Origin of the sequence: Burkholderia sp. AU16482 (assembly GCF_002223285.1) — a bacterium.
In the GTDB taxonomy this organism is placed as follows: Bacteria; Pseudomonadota; Gammaproteobacteria; order Burkholderiales; family Burkholderiaceae; genus Burkholderia; species Burkholderia semiarida.
This window is the reverse complement of sequence record NZ_NKEY01000007.1, coordinates 14215-31652: the sequence shown is the minus strand read 5'-3', so window position 1 is coordinate 31652 and position 17438 is coordinate 14215. Positions and strand designations below refer to the sequence as shown.

Sequence of the window (17438 nt, the reverse complement as noted above, 5' to 3'; positions counted from 1 at the left end):
CGCGGATTACGGCGACTTGCTTGTTTCCGTCACGGCTGTGTCAAAACTTCGCGAATCCGAAGTCCGGATCGCGACGACGCATTTTGATGGATTCGAGTCGTGCGCATGTTTGCCGCGGCGGCTGAACGCTATGCTTCGGCAGACATTCGTCGAGTGGGGGCGTGATGAGGCAGTGAGCGATCACCGGCGCCGGGCAGCCGGGCTGCCGACGATCACGCGCGCGCTGGCGAGGAACAGGAGGCGGCGACGCTGCCTGATGCATGTGCTCGCGCCGGCGGCGGCACCGGCCTGCGCTTGCCGGTGGTCCACATGAAGACGGGATCCGTGCGACGCGCTGCGTTGTCGGCGCGTCACTGCGCCGGCAACGCGTCCGCCAGCGCCCGCATCGCGTCCACCGTTTCCGGGTTCGCCGGAAAGAACGCCTCGATCGCGAGTTCCGACAGCGTCACGTCGACCGGCGTGCCGAATACCGTCGTCGTGCTGAAGAAGGTCAGCTCGCCGTTCGCCGTGCGTAGCCGCAGCGGCACGGCGATATCCGCGAAATCGGTGCGTGCGTGCGAATCGTCGGGCTGGCCGGCCGGCGCCGGATACGCGGCGAGCTCGTCGCGCAGCGCATGCAGCGTGCGGTCGCCGCTTGCGTCGATCTGCCGCTGCAGCCGATGCAGGATATGCGCGCGCCATTCGTGCCAGTTGACGATCCGCGAGGCGAGACCGTCGGGATGCAGGCTCAGCCGCAACACATTCACGGGCGGCTGCAGCAGCGCCGGATCGGCCTGCGCGACCAGCGCGCCGAGCATCCGGTTCGCGGCGAGCAGCGTCCAGTGGCGATCCACCGCAAGCGCGGGGTAGGGCTCGTGGCCGCGCAGCACGGCTTCGACCGCATGGCGCGCGGCATCGAGCTGCGGATCGGAGAACGGCCGCTCGCGAAACAGCGGTGCATAGCCGGCCGCGACGAGCAGCGCATTGCGTTCGCGCAGCGGCACGTCGAGGCGCTCCGCGAGGTGCAGCACCATCTCGCGGCTCGGCTGCGCGCGGCCCGATTCGACGAAGCTCAGGTGTCGAGCGGATACGTCCGCCTCCAGCGCGAGCGCCATCTGGCTCAAGCGCCTGCGTTGACGCCACGTGCGCAGCAGCGGGCCGATGCCGGATACGCGGCCGGCGGACGGGGGAAGCGAATGGAGGGCGGCGGTCGAGTTCATGGTGGAGATGATAGGCAATCCTGCGCGCGTCGGGCATTACCCGGCAGGTAAGCATTTCAGGCCGGCGTGCTTCGCCGCTTGAGTCGATTCCGCCGGCTGTCACCGTGGCCTCCCTCCCGCCCCGCATTTCGCTCCCTGGCGCGCCGCGCCGCTGCGTTACCATAGCCCCCGTGCCACCTGAGAGGCGGCGCCGGACCCGCGGCCACGATGCCAGGGCCGGACGCCGCGCACATCGACAACAAGGCATTCCAGGGGAATCCAACAATGAAAAAACTTGCCGTCCGGCTCGCCTGCGTGGCGACGCTCGCCCTCGCCGCGACCAGCGGCCACGCGCAGACCGAAGCCGCGCAGGTCGAAATGAGGGCCGCCGCCGCGGCCGCCAACGAAGCGGTCGTGAAGGGGCCGACCGACATCGACGTGAAACACGAAGCCGTGCTGAAGCTGAAGGCCGGCGAGTCGTTCGTGCCGGCCGCCGAAGCCGGCCGCTACCTGCGCTCGATGGGCAACGCGATCGACGAATCGAAGCTGGTCGGCCTCGTGCTGCCCGACGATCCGGACGCCGACTGGATCTCGGTCGTGTCGTTCGAGCCGAGCGGCTACATCCGCGACGACGACGCGAAGGACTGGAAGCCCGACGAGCTGCTGAAAAGCCTGCAGGCCGGCACCGAGGAAAACAACCCGGCGCGCAAGGCGCGCGGCCTGCCCGAAACCGAGGTGGTCGGCTGGGCGAAGGCGCCCGCGTACGACGCGGCCACGCACCGGCTCGTGTGGTCCGCGATCATCCGCGACAAGGGCGCGGCGCCGAATGCGGGGACCGACGGCGTGAACTACCGGACGCTCGTGCTCGGCCGCGACGGCTACCTGTCGCTGACGATGGCGTCGACGCTCGCCGACCTGCCGAAGTACAAGGCATCGGCCGACGCGCTGCTGTCGAACATCCGCTTCAACGACGGCAAGCGTTACGCCGACTTCAACCAGTCGACCGACCACGTCGCCGAGTACGGGCTCGCGGCGCTGATCGTCGGCGTCGGCGCGAAGAAGCTCGGGCTGCTCGCGCTGATCGGCGCGTTCGCGGTGAAGTTCTTCAAGGTCGGCGCGGTCGCGCTGCTGGCCGGCGGCGCGGCGCTCAAGCGTTTCTTCGGGCGCAAGCCGAAGGCGGCCGCGATGCCGGCCGTCGCCGACGCATCCGACGCGGCCGCCACGGAGCGCAAGGAATGACGAAGCTGCTGCTGCTGATCTTCGGCGGCCTGAAGCTCGGCAAGGTGCTCGTATCGGCCGGCACGATGCTCGCGTCGGTCGCGGTCTATGCGCTGTTCTACGGCTGGCGCTTCGCGGCCGGTTTCGTCGCGTTGCTGCTGGTGCACGAAGCCGGCCACTACGTCGCCGCGCAGCGGCGCGGGCTCGACGTCGGGCTGCCGACCTTCATCCCGTTCGTCGGCGCGTGGATCGAGTTGAAGGCGATGCCGCACGACGCGGAAACGGAAGCGTACGTCGGCCTTGCCGGGCCGTTCGTCGGCACGCTCGGCGCGCTGGCGTGCTACGCGGCCGCGCGCCACACCGACAGCAACCTGCTGCTCGCGCTGTCGTACACGGGTTTCTTCCTCAATCTGTTCAACATGATTCCGCTGTCGCCGTTCGACGGCGGGCGGATCACCGCGGTGCTGTCGCCGCGCATCTGGTTCGCGGGCGTACCGGTACTGATCGCGCTGTTCGCGTATCGGCCGAGCCCGCTGCTGATCGTGATGGCGATCCTCGCGCTGCCTCAGCTGAGGCGCGCGTGGCGCTACGATCCCGACGCGCCGGAGAACCGCGTGTACTACGCGACGTCGATCGAGACGAAGACGACCTACGCGCTCTGCTACGTCGGCCTGGTCGCGTTCCTCGCGCTGATGACGTCCGGCGTGCACGACATGCTGCGCGCCGTGCACGCGTCGACCTGACGTCGATCCGATGCAAAAACGGCGGCCGCTGTTACGCGGCCGCCTCTTTCCCGAGGTCGAGCCTCACGCGTCGCGATGACGCAGTTCGACGCGCTTGATGTCCTTCACGATCACGAGATAGCTGAACACGGTGACGAGCGCGTTCAGCCCGACGAACACGAGTGCGCCGTTGAACGAGCCGCTCGCGCCGACGAGATAGCCGATCGCGATCGGCGCGACGATGCCCGCCGTGTTGCCGAACATGTTGAAGAGGCTGCCCGACAGGCCGATCGCTTCCTTCGGCGCGGTATCCGCGACGACGGCCCAGCCGAGCGAGCCGATCCCCTTGCCGAAGAACGACACGGCCATCAGCGTGATCACCAGCGCTTCGCTGTCGACGTAGTTGCAGCCGATGATCGCCATCGACAGCGCCATCCCGCCGACGATCGGGATCTTGCGCGCGAGCGTCAGCGAGACGCCGCGGCGGATCAGCGCATCCGACAGCATCCCGCCGAGCACGCCGCCGAGGAACCCGCAGATCGCCGGCAGCGACGTCATGAAGCCGGCCTTCAGCAGCGACATCCCGCGCGCCTGCACGAGGTAGATCGGGAACCACGTGAGGAAGAAGTACGTGAGCACGTTCACGCAGTACTGGCCGAGGTACACGCCGATCAGCATCCGGTTCGACAGCAACTGGCGCACGTAGTACCAGCCCGCCACGCGGCTGCCTTCGGAAGCGCCGCCGCCGCCGCGCGCGCCGGCGGGCTGGCCGCTCGACCGCACGAGCCCGCCGCCCTGCTCGATATGGTCGAGTTCCGCGCGGTTCACGGCCGGATGGTCGGCCGGGTCCTTCACGACGCGCAGCCACAGGAACGCGAGCGCGATGCCGGCTACGCCGAGCCACAGGTACACCTGGTGCCAGCCGTACGCATGCGTGAGCCAGGCCATCAGCGGCGAGAACACCACGGCCGCGAAGTACTGCGCGGCGTTGAAGATCGCCGACGCGGTGCCGCGCTCGGCGGTCGGGAACCAGCTCGCGACGACCTTCGCGTTCGCCGGAAACGCGGGGGCCTCCGCGATGCCGACCGCGAAGCGCATCGCGAACAGCGCGGCGACCGCGAACGCGGCGCTGCCGCCGAGGCCGATCGTGCTCTGCAGCAGCGTGAACGCCGACCACAGGAAGATGCTCGCCGCATACACGCGCCGCGCGCCGAAGCGGTCGAGCAGCCAGCCGCTCGGCAGTTGCGCGAGCACGTACGCCCAACTGAACGCCGAAAAGATGTAGCCCATCGTCACCGGGTCGATGCCGAACGCCTTGCGGATCGGCGTGCCGGTGATCGACAGCGTCGCGCGGTCCGCATAGTTGAGCGTCGTGACGACGAACAGCATCGCCAGGATCCAGTAGCGCACGGCGGTCCGGCGCGCGGTGCGCGCGAGATCGAGCGGAAGATCGCGAGGGGAGGTCTGATTGTTCACTTTAAATGTACGTCGTCGTATGACATGGCCGAAAGTTTATTGACGATGGCCGAATTCAGAAACCTCGGGTTTTCCCTCTGAAGGCCTCGTCACAATGTGGGAAAGTCGTGATTCGCTGGCCGGACAAGGCCGGCGGAGTGTATCGTCGGCGCCTTCGCAGGCGGCGCGAATGATGGCATGATGTCGGCAGACATCGTATCTGTTGCGCTACAATGCGCTATCCATTCCCGAACCACGGAGCACACCCCATGCAACTGACAGGAGAGATGCTGATCGGCGCCGAAGCGGTGGCCGGCTCGGCCGGCACCTTGCACGCGTTCGATCCGACGAAGGGCGCGCCGATCGAGGCCCCGGCGTTCGGCGTCGCGACGCAGGCCGACGTCGACCGCGCGTGCGAGCTCGCACGCGACGCGTTCGGTGCGTACCGCACGCAGCCGCTCGCGGCCCGCGCGGCGTTTCTCGAAGCGATCGCCGATGAAATCGTCGCGCTCGGCGACGCGCTGATCGAGCGCGCGCACGCCGAAACGGGGCTGCCCGTCGCGCGGCTGCAGGGCGAGCGCGGCCGCACCGTCGGCCAGCTTCGGCTGTTCGCACGCGTCGTGCGCGACGGGCGCTTCCTTGCCGCGTCGATCGACCCCGCGCAGCCCGCGCGCACGCCGCTGCCGCGCTCCGACCTGCGCCTGCAGAAGGTCGCGCTGGGGCCCGTCGCCGTGTTCGGCGCGAGCAACTTCCCGCTCGCGTTCTCGGTGGCCGGTGGCGATACTGCGTCGGCGCTCGCGGCCGGCTGCCCGGTGATCGTGAAAGCCCATGAAGCGCATCTCGGCACGTCCGAGCTGGTCGGCCGCGCGATCCGCGCCGCCGTCGAGAAAACCGGCATGCCGGCCGGCGTGTTCTCGCTGCTGATCGGCCCCGGCCGCGTGACCGGCGCGGCGCTGGTCAGCCATCCGGCGATCCAGGCCGTCGGTTTCACCGGTTCGCGGCAGGGCGGGATGGCGCTCGTGCAGCTTGCGAACGCGCGTCCGCAGCCGATTCCGGTCTATGCGGAAATGAGCAGCATCAACCCCGTCGTGCTGTTCCCGGCCGCGCTGGCCGCGCGCGGCGACGCGATCGCGACGGGCTTCGTCGATTCGCTGACGCTCGGCGTCGGCCAGTTCTGCACCAATCCGGGCCTCGTGCTCGCGATCGATGGCCCCGATCTCGACCGCTTCGAGACGGCCGCCGCGCAGGCGCTCGCGAAGAAGCCGGCCGGCGTGATGCTCACGCCGGGCATCGCCGATGCGTACCGCAACGGGCGCGGCAAGCTGGCCGAACTGCCGGGCGTGCGCGAAATCGGCGCGGGCGAGGCCGCGCAGAGTCACTGCCAGGCCGGCGGCGCGCTGTACGAAGTCGGCGCGCAGGCGTTCCTGGCCGAGCCGGCGTTCGGCCACGAAGTGTTCGGGCCGGCGTCGCTGATCGTGCGCTGCCGCGATCTCGACGAAGTCGCGCGCGTGCTCGACGCGCTCGAAGGCCAGTTGACGGCCACGCTGCAAGTCGACGCCGACGACAAGCCGCTCGCGCGCCGGCTGCTGCCGATCCTCGAACGCAAGGCCGGGCGCCTGCTGGTCAACGGCTACCCGACCGGCGTCGAGGTGTGCGACGCGATGGTGCACGGCGGGCCGTTCCCCGCGACGTCGAACCCGGCCGTCACGTCGGTCGGCGCGACCGCGATCGAGCGTTTCCTGCGGCCCGTGTGCTATCAGGATTTCCCGGACGACCTGCTGCCCGAAGCGCTGCAGGAAGGCAATCCGCTCGCGATTCCGCGGCTGCGGGACGGCAAGGCCGAGTGACGTGGCGGCGGTCCGGCGGGAACGCCGGGCTGCTTGCCGGATGGACGAAAGCGGAGGCGGCCGGTGGCCGTCTCCGCTTTTTTTCGGGGTGGCTTTCCTGTCGCCGGCAATTCTCCTACAGTAGCGAAGCCCCGGGCCGTCCGGCCCGCGGGCGAGCCTGAGAGATCACAAGACCAACGAGGAACCATCCGATGAATATCAGCAAGCGTGGCGACCACCTGTTCGCGGCCGGGTTGTGGAAAGCGATCGGCGACGTCGCGAAATCGGTCCGTACCCAGATCGGCGAATACAGCGAAGGGCGCGTGCTGGCCGACGCGCTGTTCGCGCTGCAGCGCGAACTGGGCGGCAGCGAATTCGACGTGACGATCAACCAGGGGCGGCCCGTCGCGGGCTCCGATCCGCATTCGTTGATCTTCGGCAGGGCCGTCGAGCGTTTCAGGTACGACATGGAGGCGGTGGTGTTCGCGCTGAAGCACCGCCGCAGCATCGACGGGCCGAACGGCGCGCAGCGCGCCGACGCGCTCACGCAGGCCAACACGCATCTCGCGACCGCGAAGCAGTACGCGATGTTCACGGTCGGGCGATTCTTCGATGCGGTCGTCGACCGCGACGTGCTGGAACAGATCGTGGGCGCCGAGTCGCCGGGGCGCGGCCGGCCGGTTGCCGCGCGCAAGGGGATCGACGAGACGCAGCGCACGCTCGCCGGCGTGCGCCAGCGGATCATCGGCGCGATCGCGCAGATGTAATGGAATGGCCGCGCCGGCTCGTCGAGCCGCGCGGCCATCGCGTGATACGGATACGGATCAGCGCGGGAGCCGGCGCCGTGCCGATGAAGGGCCCGCGCCGCCGGCGAACCCTGCTTACTGCGGGCCCATCTTCTTGATCAGCACGTCGAGCTCGGCCGCCTCTTCGTCGGTCAGGTCGACGAGCGGTGCGCGCACCGGGCCCGCGTCGTGGCCGACGAGCTTCGCGCCGGCCTTCACGATGCTGACCGCGTAGCCTGCGCGGCGATTGCGGATCTTCAGGTACGGCAGGAAGAACTCGTCGATCAGGCGGCCGACCGTTTCGTGGTCGTCCTTCGCGATCGCTTCGTAGAAAGCCATCGCCGTCTTCGGGATGAAGTTGAACACCGCCGACGAGTACACCGGCACGCCGAGCGCCTTGTACGCGGCCGCATAGACTTCGGCCGTCGGCAGGCCGCCGAGGTACGCGAAACGATCGCCGAGGCGGCGGCGGATGGTGACCATGCTCTCGATTTCGCCGACGCCGTCCTTGAAGCCGATCAGGTTCGGGCAACGGTCGGCGAGGCGCTCGAGCATGTCCGCATTCAGCTTCGAATTCGCGCGGTTGTACACCACCACGCCGATCTTCAGCGCGCGGCAGACCTGCTCGACGTGCTCGGCGATCCCTTCCTGGCTGGCTTCGGTCAGGTAGTGCGGCATCAGCAGCACGCCGCTCGCGCCGAGGCGCTCGGCTTCCTGCGCATATTCGATCGCGACGCGCGTCGCGCCGCCCGCACCGGCGAGGATCGGCACCTTGCCCTTGCAGGTTTCCGTCGCGACGCGGATCACGTCCGAGTACTCGCGCTGCGTGAGCGAGAAGAATTCGCCGGTGCCGCCGGCCGCGAACAGCGCGCTCGCGCCATACGGCGCCAGCCATTCCAGGCGCTCGGCATAGGTGGACGGACGGAAGCTGCCGTCGGCGTCGAAATCCGTCAGCGGAAACGACAGCAGGCCGTGGGAGATGATCTGTTTGAGTTCTTGCGGTGAAGTCATGGTTGGGTCGTCCGTCTAGCGCGAGTGCTGGTTCGTCGGGAACGGCATACGAGCCGAAGTGGCGATGTCGTTGTATGTCATCGTACAACGCAAGAAAGCGCGGCGCAAGCGGTTTGCTGACTGGCAAAGAGTAGGGTCTTTCCGGATAAGGGTTTACGCAGCATCGTGGAATGCGGTTGAATGTCATATGATGACTAACGATATCGTAGACTGCTTCCAGGAATTCCGATGACTGCTTCCCCTCTCTACATCCGCGTGCATGCGGACGACAACGTCGCGATCGTCGTCAACGACGGCGGTTTGCCCGAAGGCGCGACGTTCGCCGACGGGCTGACGCTGCGCGAAGGCGTGCCGCAGGGGCACAAGGTCGCGCTCGTCGACCTCGCGGCCGGCGACCCGGTCATTCGCTACAACGTGGTGATCGGCTATGCGCTGGCCGACCTGCGGCGCGGCAGCTGGGTCAACGAGCGCACGATGCGCATGCCCGAGCCGCCGGGGCTCGACGACCTGCCGCTCGCCACGCGCGCCGCGCCGCCGCTCGAGCCGCTCGACGGCTATACGTTCGAGGGTTTCCGCAATGCCGACGGCTCGGTCGGCACGCGCAACATCCTCGCGATCACGACGACCGTGCAGTGCGTGTCGGGCGTCGTCGAGCACGCGGTGAAGCGGATCAAGGACGAACTGCTGCCGCGCTACCCGAACGTCGACGACGTGGTCGGGCTCGAGCATACGTACGGCTGCGGCGTCGCGATCGATGCGCCCGACGCCGACATCCCGATCCGTACGCTGCGCAACATCAGCCTGAACCCGAACTTCGGCGGCGAGGTGATGACGGTGAGCCTCGGCTGCGAGAAGCTGCAGCCCGAGCGCCTGCTGCCGCCGGGCGCGATTCCGGTGGCCGCCGACGGCGCGAGCGACAACGGCGGCGTCGTCTGCCTGCAGGACGCCGCGCACGTCGGCTTCAACTCGATGATCGACTCGATCATGAAGATGGCCGAATCGCATCTCGAGCGGCTCAACCGCCGCCGCCGCGAGACCTGCCCCGCGTCGGATCTCGTCGTCGGCGTGCAGTGCGGCGGCAGCGACGCGTTCTCGGGGCTCACCGCGAACCCGGCCGTCGGCTTCGCGGCCGACCTGCTCGTGCGCGCGGGCGCGACGATCATGTTCTCTGAAGTGACCGAAGTGCGCGACGGCGTCGCGCAGCTCACGTCGCGCGCGGCGAACGAGACGGTCGCCCGCGAGATCATTCGCGAGATGGACTGGTACGACCGCTATCTGGCGCGCGGCCGTGTCGACCGCAGCGCGAACACGACGCCGGGCAACAAGAAGGGCGGCCTGTCGAACATCGTCGAGAAGGCGATGGGATCGATCGTGAAGTCGGGCAGCGCGCCGATCGCCGGCGTCGTGCGCCCCGGCGATCGTGCACGGCAGAAGGGGCTGCTGTATGCGGCGACGCCCGCGAGCGACTTCATCTGCGGCACGCTGCAGCTCGCGGCGGGGATGAACCTGCACATCTTCACGACCGGCCGCGGCACGCCGTACGGCCTCGCGCAGGTGCCGGTGATCAAGGTGGCAACGCGCAGCGATCTCGCGCGCCGCTGGCACGACCTGATGGATCTCGATGCGGGGCGGATCGCGACCGGCACGGCGACGATCGAGGACATGGGCTGGGAACTGTTCCGGCTGATGCTCGACGTCGCGAGCGGCAAGCGCCGCACGTGGGCCGAGCAATGGAAGCTCGCGAATGCGCTGACGCTGTTCAATCCGGCGCCGGTGACCTGACGCGCGCGGCGGCGACGGTACGCGATGCGGGCGCCTTCGTGCGCCCGTTTTCTTTCGGGATGGCGCACGCGCGATTTCCTTACCTCTTGCGTAATCGACCGCCCGCGCGAGACCGGCGACGATGGCGGCACGCGGACACGAAACGTTCGCGATATCGTCCACCGACACAAGGAGCCTCGCCATGAACACCGCTCAATCCGCATCGTCCGTGCACGCCGACCTGATCGACCGCTACTTCGCCGCGTGGAACGAACCCGACGGCGCACGCCGTCGTGCGCTGATCGACGCGACGTATGCGAGCGACGCGGCCTATCGCGATCCGCTGATGGCGGGCGACGGCCACGCGGGCATCGACACGATGATCGCCGCCGTGCAGCAACGCTTCCCCGCGTACCGCTTCCGCCGCACGACCGACGTCGACGCGTTCGGCCAGCACCTGCGGTTCTCGTGGGCGCTCGTGTCGCCCGACGGCGCGGCGATCGTGAAGGGTTCGGACTTCGGCACCGTCGACGCATCGGGCCGCCTCGCTTCGGTCACGGGTTTCATCGACGAAATGCCGGCCGCGGCGGCGTGACGCGAACGGCACATGCGCAGCGGCCGCCGGGATCGGGTAACGTTATGCGATTCGTTCCTGATCCCGGAGACAACCGACATGCTGAAGAATCTCGACCCGCTGCTGCACGCCGACATCCTGCACACGCTGCGCGCGATGGGCCACGGTGACGAAATCGCGATCTGCGATGCGAATTTTCCGGCGGAATCCGTCGCGGAGCACACGGTGGTCGGCCGCGCGCTGCGCATCGACGGCGCCGATTCGGCGCGCGTCGTGCGCGCCGTGCTGTCGGTGCTGCCGCTCGATACGTTCGTCGACACGCCCGCATGGCGGATGGAAGTCGTCGGCGACGCGGCCGCGGTGCCGCCCGTGCAGCGCGAAGTGCAGGCCGAGATCGACCGCGCGGAAGGGCGCGCGGTGCCGCTTGCCGGCGTCGAACGTTTCGCGTTCTACGAGCGCGCGCAGCAGGCGTACGCGGTGATCGTCACCGGCGAAACGCGCGGCTACGGCTGCTTCATCTTCAAGAAAGGCGTGTTGTTGAGCGACGCGGGCTAAACGCGTTTTTCAGCGCGCCGGGCTGCCGGCGCGGTCGCCGCGTTGTAAAGATTTGCTACAAGGTCTTGGACACCGCGAAAAGACCCTCTATGCTGGCCCATTTGCCGCGCGCCCTGCCGGGCCGCGCGGCGCCGAACCGCACGGGCGCGCCCGGGGCGGGCGGCCGAATTGCATACGAGGAGAAAGGCATGACGCGTACCGTCGATTCCGGCGTCATTTTTTTCGCGCGCCTGGCGCTGGCGGCGTTGTTCTTGTGGGGCGGCATCATGAAGCTGCTTGGCTACAGCGACTTCGTCGCGTATCTGCACGGGATGAACGTGCCTTATCAACAGGTCGTCGCGCCGATCGTCGTCGCGATCGAGGGGCTGGGCGGCCTGCTGCTGATCGTCGGCTACAAGGTACGGCCGCTCGCGTTGCTGATGGCGGTCTACACGATCGCGACCGCGATGGTCGGGCACAATTTCTGGGATGCGACGAGCGCCGCCGTCCAGCACGACATGGTGATTCACTTCTGGAAGAACGTCGCGATCGCGGGCGGTTTCCTGCTGCTGTTCGTCACCGGCGCTGGCGGCGCGAGCATCGACGCGCTGCGTCGGCCGAGTTCGTCGTACGGCGTGCTGCGTTGAACTGAGCAGGCCTGCGCCGTCGCCGCTGCGCCGACGCAAATCAAAAGGGCCGAATCCCGCACGCCGCGGGATTCGGCCCTTCGTTCATCCGGCCGGCGCGTGCGCGCCGACGTTCAGCGTGCGTCCTTCACGTCCTTCGCATCCTTCGAGAATTGCACCGCGATCGCGCCGAGCACGCAGATCGCCGCGACGTACACGACCGGTGCGAGCGGATTCGACTTCATCATCAGCGACACGATCACCGGCGTGAGGCCGCCGAAGATCGCATACGCGACGTTGTACGAGAACGAGATGCCCGAGAAGCGCACGACGGCCGGGAAGCTCTTGACCATCACGAACGGCACCGCGCCGATCGTGCCGACCATGAAGCCCGCGATCCCGTAGTAGAGCGGCAGCGTCGACGCATCGGCCGCGACCTGCGCGAACAGCAGGTAATAGCACGCGGCCAGCCCGATGCCGCCGATCGCGAGCACGCGCTTCGCGCCGATCCAGCCCGCGAGCGAGCCGGCGGTGATGCAGCCGGCCGTCAGGCACAGCGTCGCGACGCTGTTCGCGAACAGCGTCGTCGCGGGCGACAGGTGGAACTGCTTTTGCAGCAGCGCGGGCGTCATCAGGATCACGACGACGATCGCGGCCGACAGCATCCACGTGAGCAGCATCGACACGATCACCGCGCGGCCGTGGTCGCGCAGCACCGCCTTCAGCGGAATCTCGGCCGCGAGCGCCTTCTTCGCCTTCATCTCGGCGAACACCGGCGTTTCGTGCAGCCAGCGGCGCAGGTACACGGAGAACAGCCCGAACACGCCGCCGAGCAGGAACGGGATCCGCCACGCGAACGCGCCGACTTCCGCCGCGGAGTAGCGGCTGTTGATGCCGGCCGCGACGAGCGAGCCGAGCAGGATGCCGGCCGTGAGGCCCGCGGTCAGCGTGCCGCATGCATAGCCGATATGGCGCGACGGCACGTGCTCGGACACGAACACCCACGCGCCCGGCACTTCGCCGCCCACCGCCGCGCCTTGCAGCACGCGGAACAGCAGCAGCAACACCGGCGCGAGGATGCCGATCGTGTCGTAGGTCGGCAGCAGGCCCATCAGCAGCGTCGGCACCGACATCATCAGCACGCTCAGCGTAAACATCCGCTTGCGGCCGAACAGGTCGCCGAAGTGCGCCATGATCACGCCGCCGAGCGGGCGCGCGAGATAGCCGGCCGCGAAGATGCCGAACGTCTGCAACTGGCGCAGCCAGTCGGGAATGTCGTGCGGGAAGAAGAGTTGTCCTATCGCCGGCGCGAAGAACACGAAGATGATGAAGTCGTAGAACTCGAGGGCGCCGCCGAGTGCGGCAAGGCCAAGGGTCTTGTAGTCGCTGCGCGTGAGCGCGCGTTCGGCGGCGCGAGGCACGCCGCTCAATTCGGAAGCTTGCATGGTCAGGACGATCGGTTTTCGAATGTAGTTGTCGGTGCTGCGTCTCCAGGGCCCGCTTTTCGGCATGGACTGGCAAGGCGCGGCTTGCGTCGTCGAGGCGTGCCGCGTGCCGGGTGAGGCGCGAAACACGTGCCGCCGCACCAGGATGGGGCGCGGCGCGGACGAAGCGTCAAAGCGGGTGGGGGGATTCTACAGGAGCGCGAAATGCCTGCGCGCGGGCGCGCGCCGGGAACGGCTTCGGACCATGCCGCCGAAGCGCGCGCGGCGCGGGCGGCCGGTGAGCCGCTGGCGCGCCGCGCGGGGCAGGGCCTCGCTGGTCAGTTGCCGGCGATCGTATCGACCGGCTTGAACGCGCCGCGCTCGACCTTGTAGATCGTCACCGGCGCATCCTTCAGGTCGCCCTTCGCGTCGTACGCGATGCTGGGTGCCGACACGCCCTTGATCGACACCTTGCCGAGATACGGCGTGTACACCTTCGGATCGGTCGAATTCGCGTCCCTCATCGCGGTGAGCAGCGCGATCGTGCCGTCGTACGAGTACGGCGAGTACGTGATCACGTCTTCGTTGAACCGCGCCTTGTAGCGTGCCGCGTAGCCGGAGAAGCCCGGCATCTTTTCCTTCGGCAGCCCGCCCATGTAGACGATCGCGCCTTCGGCCGCGTCGCCGCCGACCTTCAGGAACGTCGGCGAACGCGACATCTCGCCTGTCACGAACGCCGACTTCATCCCGAGCTGGCGCATCTTGCGGATCATCGGCGACGATTGCGCGTCGCCGCCGCCGTAGAACACCGCGTCCGGATTCACGCCCTTCAGGTTGGTCAGGATCGCCGAGAAATCGAGCGCCTTGTCGTTCGTGAAGTCGCGCTTGACGATCGTGCCGCCCGCCGCTTCCACGGCCTTCGCGAATTCGTCGGCGATGCCCTGGCCGTAGGCCGTGCGGTCGTCGATGATCGCGATGCGCTTGAAGCGCAGCGTCTTCACCGCGTACGTGCCGACGATGCGGCCGGCCTGCGCGTCGCTCGTCAGCAGCCGGTAGGTCGTCTTGTAGCCGCGCGCCGTGTATTGCGGCGACGTCGCCATCGAGATCTGCGGCAGCCCCGCGCGATCGTACAGGTCGGACGCGGGAATGCTCGTGCCGGAGTTGAAGTGGCCGATGATCCCGCGGACGTTGCCGTCGATCAGCCGCTGCGCGACGGTCGTGCCGGTGCGCGGGTCGGCCTGATCATCCTGCGAGTCGAGCTGGAACGTGACGGGCTTGCCGCCGATCGTCGGATGCGTCGCGTTGAAATCGGCGATCGCGAGTTGCACGCCCTTCTGCATGTCCGTGCCGTAATTCGACTGCGGGCCGGTCAGCGGCGCGGCGAAACCGATCTTGACGACGTCGGCGGCGACGGCGTGCGCGCCCGACAGTGCGCAGGCAGCGGCCAGCGCGACGTGCGATACCTTCAGCTTCACTTTCACTTCCCCTTGATGGCGTGGTTGGGCCGCCGCCGGCATGCGGGCCGGCGCCGGTAAACCGGGCGAGACGGTTCGGTCCGCAAGCCGATGCGCAGGCCATGCAGGCGTGCCGCCTGCTGCGCAGGCTGTGCCGGAATCGGCGTGCGCGACCGTGGATGCGGCGAGCGTGCATGCCGATTGCGGCAGCGGCGGGAGGTCGTCTCGTGACCGTGAAGCGAAGTCTAGGTAACGAAAATACGGGCGTCTTGCGCGTTCGATGCGTGGCCGGCGACGATATCGGCATATCGTCGATTACCCTGATATATGCCGAAATCGTCATGGCGAATGCGCAAACCCGCCAAGACGCGGGTCGCCGGCATTTTTAGGATGACGGATCCGGTGCGTGGCGCCGGCGTGTCGATGCGCTGCGCCGGCTGCGGCGAAGGCGGAACGGTCGCCGGCCCGCACGCCGGGCGCATTGGTTGCGTGCGCAACCAGCATTGCCCCTCCGATGGAGCCTGTCGGGGCGCGCGATGCCGCCGGCCACCGTCTTGCCCGCCCCGCGTTCGATGCAACGCGATCGAAGGGGCGCTCCTATAATCGACGCCATCTGCCACTCGCTTCGCGGTTGCCGGGATGACGACCTTGCCTGCCGTACCGCCCATGAGCCTGTCCGACACGTTGCGCGACCCGCCCGACAACGCCGATTTCGGCGCGATGCTCGCGCATTTCCGTCTGCTCGAACCGGTGTTCGATGCGCTGCCGGACGTCGCGTTCTTCGTGAAGGATGCGAGCGGCCGCTACGCGCTCGTCAACCGCACGCTGGCGATGCGCTGCGGCTACAAGGACAAGCGCGACCTGCTCGGCAAGACGGCCGACGAGGTGTTTCCGCGCCGCTTCGGCCGCAGCTATTTCGAGCAGGACATGGCGACGATCAACGCCGGCCAGCAGTTGATGGATCAGCTCGAGCTGCACCTGTATCCGGGCCGTCAGCCGGGCTGGTGCCTGACCTGCAAGGAGCCGCTGCGCGATGCCGCGGGCCGGGTGGTCGGCCTCGCGGGCATCTCGCGCGACCTGAAGGCGCACGAGGGATCGCACCCGGCGTACAGCCGGCTCGCCGACGTGGTCCAGCACATCCAGGATCATTACGTGCAGCCGCTGAACCTGAAGCAGCTCGCGCAGATGGCCGGGATGTCGGTCGCGCAGCTCGAACGCTACTTCCACAAGGTGTTCCATCTGACGCCGCGCCAGGTGCTGCTGAAGACGCGGCTCGACGCGGCCACCGCGCTGCTCGTCACGCACGACAAGGTGACCGACGTCGCCGCGCTATGCGGCTACACGGATCACAGCGCGTTCACGCGCCAGTTCAAGGCGACGGTCGGCGTGACGCCGACGGAATACCGGTTGATGCTGCAGGAGCGGGCGGGGTGACGCCAGTCGCCGGCGTGGCCGGCGCGTCGCGGGGATCGGGTGAGGCGGTAAGGCGGGGAAGCGGGAGAGGCTGAAGCCGGCGGCTCAGCGGTAGCCGAGCCCTTTCAGGACGGCCGTGCCGTCTTCGGTCAAGCGGAAGCTCGGGGCCGTATCGGGGTCGAGCTTGACCATTTCGACGAGGCCGGCTTCCTGCAGCGCGGGCAATTCGGGTTTGGCGTTCGCGCCGATCGGTGCGTGCAGCAGCACGAGCAGCGTCGCGATTTCATGATGACTGAGCAGGCGGCGCAGCATCGTCTTCTTTGCAGGGGGCGCGGCCGGGCGGCCCGCGGGTGCTTCTACGGCGCTCATCGCTTTCCTCCTTTTCGAGATAACCATCGGGTACTGGCTGCGGATGGTGCCGTCGAAGACTTAAGCGATTCTTAAAATCGGGGCAGGCAGCGCGATGCTGCACTGCGGTACGGGTTACGGGATGTAACTCAGGGTCATCCTCAGAGGCCGCCTCCCGGCGTTTCCGCGCCTTGAACACCCCGCCCACGCGACGGCCTGTCGCTATACACACAACTACACAAAAATACTTGTGCCCTCCTTGTCCGTGTGTATAATTACACACAAGCACAGCGGAGGAGCCATGAGTTCAACAGAGCTTATCCGGATGCTGGAAGAGGACGGCTGGTTTTTGGTAAGAACGAAAGGCAGCCACCACCACTTCAAACACCCCACGAAGCCGGGGCTTGCGACGGTTCCACACCCGAACAAGGACCTGCCAATGGGGACAACAAAGAGCATCCTGAAAACCGCTGGTCTGAAGTGACCGGCGGTTTTTTACCGACCCAACAGGATGCAGGGGAAGGAAGCAGTACTTTTAAAATTGATGCAACCAAGGTCGCTTCACATAAGACGAATGTCAATAAGCGGTACATAAGAGAAGCTAGTGCTACCACGGAAGCAGGACAACAAAGGAATGGCAAACATGGAATTTCCCATCGCAATCCATAAGGACGATGGGACCGTCTACGGAGTGATTGTTCCGGATATACCGGGCGTTCATTCCTGGGGCGAGACCATCGATGATGCAATCAGGAACACAAAAGAAGCAATCGTCTCTCATGTCGAGACCTTAATCGAGCTGGGCGAGGACGTCGCCTTTAATTGCTCGACCATCGAAAATTTGGCAAGCAACCCGGACTACGCAGGGGCTGTGTGGGGTTTCGTGAGCGTTGACTTATCTCAGCTTGACTCGAAGCCTGAGCGTATTAACGTAAGTTTGCCAAGATTTGTACTTCATAAGATTGACGCGTATGTGGCATCCCGTCACGAAACCAGGAGTGGTTTCCTGGCGCGTGCGGCGTTGGAGGCCTTACATGAAGAGCATGCAAAACCTGCATGAAGATGCGCCGTTAATCTTACAAGCCCGCAGAGATGCGGGCTTTTTTATG

The 17438-nt window shown here is 67.3% G+C and carries 17 protein-coding genes; 11 read left to right on the top strand and 6 right to left on the bottom strand.

The window, feature by feature from the left end; translation table 11 throughout:
* Window positions 1–350: 350 nt before the first annotated feature.
* A complete protein-coding gene (locus CFB35_RS27060) occupies window positions 351–1199 on the bottom strand; it encodes a helix-turn-helix domain-containing protein (protein WP_059582096.1) in 849 nt (282 codons plus the stop codon).
* Between the two features lie 264 nt (window positions 1200–1463).
* Between CFB35_RS27060 and CFB35_RS27055 the strand changes: the two genes are divergently transcribed.
* Complete coding sequence (locus tag CFB35_RS27055) at window positions 1464–2417, top strand: DUF2167 domain-containing protein (protein WP_059582099.1); 954 nt, start codon at window positions 1464–1466, stop codon at window positions 2415–2417.
* Complete coding sequence (locus tag CFB35_RS27050; protein WP_059582102.1) at window positions 2414–3139, top strand: site-2 protease family protein; 726 nt, start codon at window positions 2414–2416, stop codon at window positions 3137–3139. The genes CFB35_RS27055 and CFB35_RS27050 overlap by 4 nt, the downstream gene beginning before the upstream one ends.
* A gap of 63 nt (window positions 3140–3202) precedes the next feature.
* Here the strand turns inward: CFB35_RS27050 and CFB35_RS27045 are convergent, their stop codons facing one another.
* The gene (locus tag CFB35_RS27045; protein WP_059582106.1) at window positions 3203–4594 is read right to left on the bottom strand and encodes an MFS transporter; all 1392 of its coding nucleotides are present in this window, start codon (window positions 4592–4594) and stop codon (window positions 3203–3205) included.
* A 248-nt stretch (window positions 4595–4842) separates the two neighbouring features.
* On the opposite strand from CFB35_RS27045, the gene CFB35_RS27040 reads away from it, so the two are divergent.
* Complete coding sequence (locus tag CFB35_RS27040) at window positions 4843–6420, top strand: aldehyde dehydrogenase (NADP(+)) (protein WP_059582107.1); 1578 nt, start codon at window positions 4843–4845, stop codon at window positions 6418–6420.
* A gap of 191 nt (window positions 6421–6611) precedes the next feature.
* Window positions 6612–7166 carry a hypothetical protein gene (locus tag CFB35_RS27035; protein ID WP_089465816.1) on the top strand — a complete coding sequence of 185 codons (555 nt, stop codon included), beginning with the start codon at window positions 6612–6614 and terminating at the stop codon, window positions 7164–7166.
* A gap of 114 nt (window positions 7167–7280) precedes the next feature.
* On the opposite strand, the gene kdgD is transcribed toward CFB35_RS27035, so the two are convergent.
* Window positions 7281–8195, bottom strand: a complete 915-nt coding sequence (gene kdgD / locus CFB35_RS27030; protein WP_059582111.1) for a 5-dehydro-4-deoxyglucarate dehydratase — start codon at window positions 8193–8195, stop codon at window positions 7281–7283.
* A gap of 228 nt (window positions 8196–8423) precedes the next feature.
* On the opposite strand from kdgD, the gene garD reads away from it, so the two are divergent.
* From garD to CFB35_RS27010, 4 genes are all read left to right on the top strand, one after another.
* A complete protein-coding gene (gene garD, locus CFB35_RS27025) occupies window positions 8424–9977 on the top strand; it encodes a galactarate dehydratase (RefSeq protein ID WP_089465815.1) in 1554 nt (517 codons plus the stop codon).
* A 181-nt stretch (window positions 9978–10158) separates the two neighbouring features.
* Window positions 10159–10551, top strand: a complete 393-nt coding sequence (locus CFB35_RS27020; protein ID WP_059582116.1) for a nuclear transport factor 2 family protein — start codon at window positions 10159–10161, stop codon at window positions 10549–10551.
* A gap of 78 nt (window positions 10552–10629) precedes the next feature.
* Complete coding sequence (locus tag CFB35_RS27015; RefSeq protein WP_059582119.1) at window positions 10630–11085, top strand: RbsD/FucU family protein; 456 nt, start codon at window positions 10630–10632, stop codon at window positions 11083–11085.
* Between the two features lie 188 nt (window positions 11086–11273).
* Window positions 11274–11711 carry a DoxX family protein gene (locus CFB35_RS27010; RefSeq protein ID WP_059582218.1) on the top strand — a complete coding sequence of 146 codons (438 nt, stop codon included), beginning with the start codon at window positions 11274–11276 and terminating at the stop codon, window positions 11709–11711.
* A 113-nt stretch (window positions 11712–11824) separates the two neighbouring features.
* Here the strand turns inward: CFB35_RS27010 and CFB35_RS27005 are convergent, their stop codons facing one another.
* Both CFB35_RS27005 and CFB35_RS27000 read right to left on the bottom strand, forming a co-directional pair.
* Window positions 11825–13135, bottom strand: a complete 1311-nt coding sequence (locus CFB35_RS27005; RefSeq protein WP_059582122.1) for an MFS transporter — start codon at window positions 13133–13135, stop codon at window positions 11825–11827.
* A gap of 317 nt (window positions 13136–13452) precedes the next feature.
* Window positions 13453–14631 carry a branched-chain amino acid ABC transporter substrate-binding protein gene (locus tag CFB35_RS27000; protein WP_059582124.1) on the bottom strand — a complete coding sequence of 393 codons (1179 nt, stop codon included), beginning with the start codon at window positions 14629–14631 and terminating at the stop codon, window positions 13453–13455.
* A 576-nt stretch (window positions 14632–15207) separates the two neighbouring features.
* Here CFB35_RS27000 and CFB35_RS26990 point away from each other — a divergent pair.
* On the top strand, window positions 15208–16002 hold the full coding sequence (locus tag CFB35_RS26990; RefSeq protein WP_059582127.1) for an AraC family transcriptional regulator: 795 nt from the start codon (window positions 15208–15210) through the stop codon (window positions 16000–16002).
* Between the two features lie 84 nt (window positions 16003–16086).
* Here the strand turns inward: CFB35_RS26990 and CFB35_RS26985 are convergent, their stop codons facing one another.
* Entirely contained in the window at window positions 16087–16350 is a 264-nt protein-coding gene (locus tag CFB35_RS26985) for a hypothetical protein (RefSeq protein ID WP_006489463.1), read from the bottom strand.
* A 280-nt stretch (window positions 16351–16630) separates the two neighbouring features.
* On the opposite strand from CFB35_RS26985, the gene CFB35_RS26980 reads away from it, so the two are divergent.
* Both CFB35_RS26980 and CFB35_RS26975 read left to right on the top strand, forming a co-directional pair.
* The gene (locus tag CFB35_RS26980; protein WP_081059224.1) at window positions 16631–16813 is read left to right on the top strand and encodes a type II toxin-antitoxin system HicA family toxin; all 183 of its coding nucleotides are present in this window, start codon (window positions 16631–16633) and stop codon (window positions 16811–16813) included.
* Between the two features lie 159 nt (window positions 16814–16972).
* Window positions 16973–17389 (top strand): type II toxin-antitoxin system HicB family antitoxin, encoded by a 417-nt coding sequence (locus CFB35_RS26975; protein WP_081066415.1) that lies wholly within the window; start codon window positions 16973–16975, stop codon window positions 17387–17389.
* The last annotated feature ends 49 nt before the right edge of the window (window positions 17390–17438 follow it).